Source organism: Xenorhabdus budapestensis (assembly GCF_002632465.1).
Lineage (GTDB): Bacteria > Pseudomonadota > Gammaproteobacteria > Enterobacterales > Enterobacteriaceae > Xenorhabdus > Xenorhabdus budapestensis.
Genome location: NZ_NIBS01000037.1, coordinates 8,007 through 13,979, shown reverse-complemented (window position 1 = coordinate 13,979; position 5,973 = coordinate 8,007). Strand labels below are relative to the sequence as shown.

At 43.0% G+C, this 5,973-nt stretch carries 4 protein-coding genes; 2 read left to right on the top strand and 2 right to left on the bottom strand.

The window, feature by feature from the left end; all coding sequences use genetic code 11:
• Positions 1-149 precede the first annotated feature (149 nt).
• Complete coding sequence (locus Xbud_RS17640) at positions 150-779, bottom strand: hypothetical protein (protein ID WP_099137340.1); 630 nt, start codon at positions 777-779, stop codon at positions 150-152.
• 925 nt (positions 780-1,704) lie between these two features.
• On the opposite strand from Xbud_RS17640, the gene Xbud_RS17630 reads away from it, so the two are divergent.
• On the top strand, positions 1,705-1,911 hold the full coding sequence (locus tag Xbud_RS17630) for a helix-turn-helix transcriptional regulator (RefSeq protein ID WP_086114223.1): 207 nt from the start codon (positions 1,705-1,707) through the stop codon (positions 1,909-1,911).
• Between the two features lie 144 nt (positions 1,912-2,055).
• Here the strand turns inward: Xbud_RS17630 and Xbud_RS19960 are convergent, their stop codons facing one another.
• Complete coding sequence (locus tag Xbud_RS19960) at positions 2,056-2,229, bottom strand: hypothetical protein (protein ID WP_169923104.1); 174 nt, start codon at positions 2,227-2,229, stop codon at positions 2,056-2,058.
• Positions 2,230-2,364: 135 nt separating this feature from the next.
• Between Xbud_RS19960 and Xbud_RS17625 the strand changes: the two genes are divergently transcribed.
• Positions 2,365-5,139 carry a DUF927 domain-containing protein gene (locus Xbud_RS17625; RefSeq protein WP_099137338.1) on the top strand — a complete coding sequence of 925 codons (2,775 nt, stop codon included), beginning with the start codon at positions 2,365-2,367 and terminating at the stop codon, positions 5,137-5,139.
• Positions 5,140-5,973 lie beyond the last annotated feature (834 nt).

The window sequence follows — 5,973 nt, the reverse complement described above, 5'->3', positions numbered from 1 at the left end:
CTCTGCAAGATTGAGAAGACCCGCTTTGTGTTTAATAATTGGATTGCTAGTATGTAGCATGAGAGTTACCTCTTAGTTTCTTTGATTTAAGATTCAGCACCTTTAATCAAAGCGGGTAACTCTCTTCTTTTCAAATCGAAGTGTCAGATCTAGTCTGAACTAATACACATAATGATTTCATCGACGTCCAAAACGAAGGCTTCCTCTTTGCGGATCATGGATATGAAACTCACAGCAAGAATTCTTCCAACATCCTCTATGGCCCACTGTAATTCTTCTTTTGCATCATCAGGGAAAAACTGTGCAACCATCGCTGTACCCAGCGATTGCATGGAGCGGCCCGGAGAAAAATAATCCCAGTGCCAGCGCCCTTTCGTCGGGCAATATGTATCATGCTCATCGTTCAGCATATAACCCCATTCTGGGCTGTCCCACATCCATTGAGGTGCAAGCAGTGGCTGCATAAAATTAATGCTCACCTGATGAGTGCGGGCATTTCCCATAAAACGCACTGATGTGCGATGAAAGTATTCCCTCGCTGATTTATATAAATCATCTTTGCGGATAGTATAGCTTATCCATGCAAGCATTTCCGACTGCGTTACGTCCCCTGCCAGATGCTGCATCACACTACCGAGAAACAATCCTCGCTTGCGAAACTCAGAGAGATCCAGATATGCTCTACCTACCAGCGGCACCGGTAACTCTGCCAGACAGCTTTGATCAAGAACGATTGGTATGATTTTGACATCAGGATCAGAAGAGAGTTCTGACAGCATTTGCAACTCCCGATGCAGACCTGATCCTATTTTTTTGCGGAATACACGTAATCTTCATCACATAAGCAAAATACTTTCAGAGGTCGACTTGCCAGCGCCTTCCGTATAGTGAAGTCGACTGAGTCACCAAACGCTATGCTGTCGCGGTCCCAGAACAGGCTATATTCCCAGTCGAGACTGCTTACGATGTGAGCTCTTATCCATTCTTTTTTGTCTGCTCCTCCTCCCCATGCATAGGAAATGAAGATTGTCGTGTCACTCTTATCCTTCATACACATTTCCTTCCTATCCTCTTTTTTGTGATGAAATTTATATCGTTATTTCCATATAACCTATTGACGCTTTGCCCCAAGCTAAATAAACCATAACGCACGGTTAAGATAATTTCAGCTTCGCATACGTGGAAATGCTAGTGGACCGTATTGATCAACTTAATACCATGCGCATGTTAGGCGGCACTTTAGAGTCTTAGTCTGCTTCACGCCCTGAGACATTTGACAAGTTTTTTATGCAGTTTATAAGCAGATAAAAATTTTATATTCTGATCTTGTCAATAATTTATTTTACCTTTCTTTTGATTGAAATTTACTCGAAAGATGTTTTTTTAAACTTTGTTGCCCAAGACAACAAAGACTGTTTTTCATCCAAAAAATAAATAATTAAAGCTCCACGCTCTGCATAAATAATATATTCCCTTATTTTTCAATTCATTAATAAAAAGCATTCATTATACACATGATTGCTTTTTAATCTCCTGTGCCCGTGGCACGTAGGACTATTTTTCATACAGTCAATACCCCCGCATTTAATTTTACGAATTGCATAAAGAGTTTACGCTTTCAATTAAACAGAATTTTTAAATAATCCTCTGTCATCAAATAACGTCTACCAAGGCATTTCAAGGACTCGATAACAGGGGATATACATGCCAACAATTACAACATCTAAAGAAAGTCTTATTCGCCTGCCAGAAGTTCAGCGCAGAACGGGCTACAGCAAGGCATGGATCTACAGGCTGATTAAAGAAGATAAATTCCCGAAACAAGTCAAAATCGGCCCTCGTTCGGTTGCGTTTGTTGAATCAGAAATTGATGGCTGGGTAGATCAGAGGATTGCTGAGTCTCGTGCCTGATAAAGTACTGGCCTGAATTTTGGTGCATTAGTTCACAATGCAGATAATTCTTTCATTAAGAGATATGCAAGTTTTGCAATTATTATTTAAACAAAAAAAGGATAGCGGCATGGGAGCTATCCTCCTAATTAATTGTTGGCTGGTTCAACCCTTGGGTTCAATACCACGTGATTGGAGTTCTTTACGAAGTACACGCTTGATCCATGTAGCAAGGGAAGCATCACCATCTATTTTCGCTTGTTCTTCAAGTTGTTGTCTGAATTCATCCGTCAATCTCATTTGGTATTGGGGAGATCGCTTTTCTTTTTGTATTGACATGGTAATTACCCAGAGATATTTTAAATTACATGGTAATGACCATTTTAATTTTAGTAACCAAATAAAACAACGCCCCATAGTGCTCGCAACACATACAGGGCGTCTGACCAATAACCGTTAATTGGAGTAACGATAATGGCTGATACACAGCATAACCAAATTCGCCCTAAATTTACATCTTTGGATAAATCAGGCAGCCAAAAACCGCTCGAATTTATCCAAACCGTGAAGCAATCCGCTATGTACCATTGGGAAAATCTGTTACCTGCCTGTGGTATCGATATTCCTGCAAAGGGTAAACATAGCGCTTGCCCTGTCTGCGGCGGCACCGACCGTTTTCACTTTATTGATGACCACCATCACGGCAACTGGCACTGTCGCCAGTGTGATCTTCCGAACTACGGAGATGGATTGGATTTAGTAGCGAAAACCAACCGTATCTCAGTTCTTGAGGCTGCTAAGATTGTTGCTAACGTACTGGCATTACCTTTGCCAGAATCCAAACCAGCCAAAGAAATCACTTATCCAGTACAGCCGATTGCAGAAAGAGTCGCGGCACTGATGGCTCAAACTGTTGCTGGGCCATCTCCCTATCTGGCTGCAAAGGGACTACAACACCATAATCAGCGTTTACTGGAAGATGATTCCCTATTATTGGCACTGACAGCGTTAGATAAAAAGGTCACTGGTGCACAGATCATCAAACCTGACGGTGAGAAAAAATTACTGTCTGGCAGCCAGAAGAAAGGCGCGTTTATTACTGTATCAGAACTGGAAAAAAATCCCGACACGGTAATCATTACCGAGGGTTATGCCACGGCACTGACGGTTAGCAAGCTCTATAAAGGCACTGTTCTGGCGGCGCTGGATGCTGGCAATTTGCTCTATGTCGCTAAAGCCATTAGGGAGCGTTGGCCGGGCACGAAAATTATTCTGGCAGCAGATAATGACTGGCATCATCCCGACGAACTGGATAAGAACGGCAGACCAAAGGTAAATATCGGCAAGATTTCAGCAGAAAAAGCGGCTCTTGCAGTGAATGGTTGGGTTACGTTACCACCTACGGAATACAAAGCCGATTGGGATGATTATCGCCAGCAGCATGGTATTAAGGCAGCAAAGCAGGCATTCAGTAATGGATTGTATCAGGCGGTAGAGAACGTAGCAGTGTCAAAATCTGTAACCACTGATTCAGATGAATACCGAGAGAAAGAATACGACCCGCTAAAACCCCATATCGATATCCGCAAGAATGGAATTTATTGGGTTGAACCGAAAGAACAAGGTGGCGAAATTGTCGAAGTTGAAAAATGGCTGAGCGATTACATGGAAATCGTTGGCATTGGTAATGATGGCAGCGAAGGCTATCTCATTATCAAGCTACGTCAGGAAGGCACTGGAAAATATATCGTTGAGGCACTTCCCTGCCGTGAAATCGGGATGCCGGTTGGCTGGGCAAGATTGCGTTCACGAGGAATGAACATCACAGTAAAAAATAGTCTGTTGCCTGTTTTAGCTGAACATTTGCAACGTAGCGGTAATCGCCGTGAGTGGATTGTGACACAGAAAGCAGGCTGGCATTGTGGGGCCTATGTGATGCCGGACGGCGAAATCATCGGTCAGCCTTATATGCCTGTGGCGTTCAGTGGCGGCACATCTGCCATTGCCGGTTATGTGGTCAGGGGAAGCGCCGAGCAGTGGAAAACACACGTTGCGTCATTACTGCAAGGCAACCGCTCAATGATGCTGGGCGTACTCGTGGGATTGTCTGCCCCACTTAACTCACTAACAGGCGGGAGCTGCTTTGGTGTGCATTTATTCGCGCAATCCTCAGCAGGGAAAACCACCACCGTTGAGGCGGCCAGCAGCTTATACGGCGATCCCGAAGAACTGAAATTATCATGGCATGGTACTAACCACGGTTTAAACAACGAAGCCGCGGCCCGTAATGATGGTTTCATGCCCATTGACGAAATCGGGCAAAGCTCGAACCCGAAAGAAGTTGCTAACAGTGCTTACAGCCTGTTTAACGGTGTTGGTAAAATTCAGGGAAAACGGGAAGGAGGAAACCGTGCTGTGATCCGCTGGAAGATTGCAGCCCTTTCGACAGGCGAAGAAGATTTAGAAACGTTCCTGATAAAAGGCGGGATCACGCCAAAAGCCGGGCAGCTTGTCAGGCTGCTCAGTGTGCCCTTTATTGATACGGAATGTTTCAATGGCTATGAGGATGGTGATTCCCACGCAAGAGCCATCAAACGTGAATCCAAACGCTATTGTGGTGCAGCGGGTCGGGCATGGATTCAATGGCTGTCTGAATATCAGGAGCAGGCAATCGAAATGACCGCCCGTAAAGAAAAAGAGTGGCTCGATAGCCTGCCAGAAGAAGCCTCAGCCCAAGTCAAGCGCGTCGCCGTGCGTTTTGCGTTACTGGATGCCGTTGGAGAGCTGGCGACCCATATCACTGGCTGGGGTAAAGAAGCGAGTCATGCTGCGGTAAAACAAAGTTTCGATGACTGGTTAGCTGATTTTGGTATCGGAAACCGGGAAAAATATCAGGTAATAACGCGAACTCGTGACTTTATCCAGAAATACGAGCTGTCACGCTTTCAGCCTTATACCTACGGCAGGCCAAATGGTGATATTGATACCTCACACGCCATGAGAATTAGCGATCTTGCCGGGTATCTGGTGCATAACCGCCGTCATGATGGACAGGCGGAATATCACGTTATCCCCAGTGTATTTGAAGCAGAAATATTGCAGGGATTACATAAGAAATCCGGCTTTGAAGCCTTAGAAGAGGCCGGAATGTTGGTTAAAGCGGAGAAAGACCGCTTTATCAGCAAAACCATCTCAGTAAATGGCACTCAGGGGCGATTTGTGGTGTTGATTTTCAGGGATGAAGATTAACCTCACGTAGGAGAAAAAAAACATTGGGATATTAGGATATTGGGATAAGAAAGATTTATTTTAAAATATATCAGTTAGTTATAGATATTTTACTTATCCCGTATTATCCCGCACTATCCCGTAACATTAGGTGATTACAAATAAAGTGATATCGTGGCAATGGAAGTTATCCCGAAAGATATTTTTCTCTGGTAGGTTATAATTTATTTAAATTTAAATGAGTTAAATTAGTGACATGATGTTACGGGATAGACTGGGATAATATGGGATAGAGTAACGCAATGAAATATATAATAAATATGTCATTTACTCCGTTATCCCGTGAAAATTGGTGTAGTTATAAAGATAATCGATAATAACGGTTATGTTTTTTCAGCTCTCCGTGCTACCGGGTTAATGAATGTATTAGCCTGGTAGCACGGAGAAGACAAGCGTAGCGCGTCAGTGTCAATCTGAACGTTCAAAATGATTGTGCGAATAAAATGATTATTACATTAACTGACCGTCTTTTTCAGAAATCGCACTTACCTATGCGAGTCCAAGTTTATTTTTCATTTCTCTAACCTTAGGCGTCAATGCAAAACAATCTTCCAACAGTTCCTGATCTAATGACCAATAATCAATAAATTGTAAATGATATTGATGATTATTTGAAAGTAAATTAAGTTGTATTAGTTCAGACTAGATCTGACACTTCGATTTGAAAAGAAGAGAGTTACCCGCTTTGATTAAAGATGCTGAATCTTAAATCAAAGAAACTAAGAGGTAACTCTCATGCTACATACTAGCAATCCAATTATTAAACACAAAGCGGGTCTTCTCAATCTTGCAGAG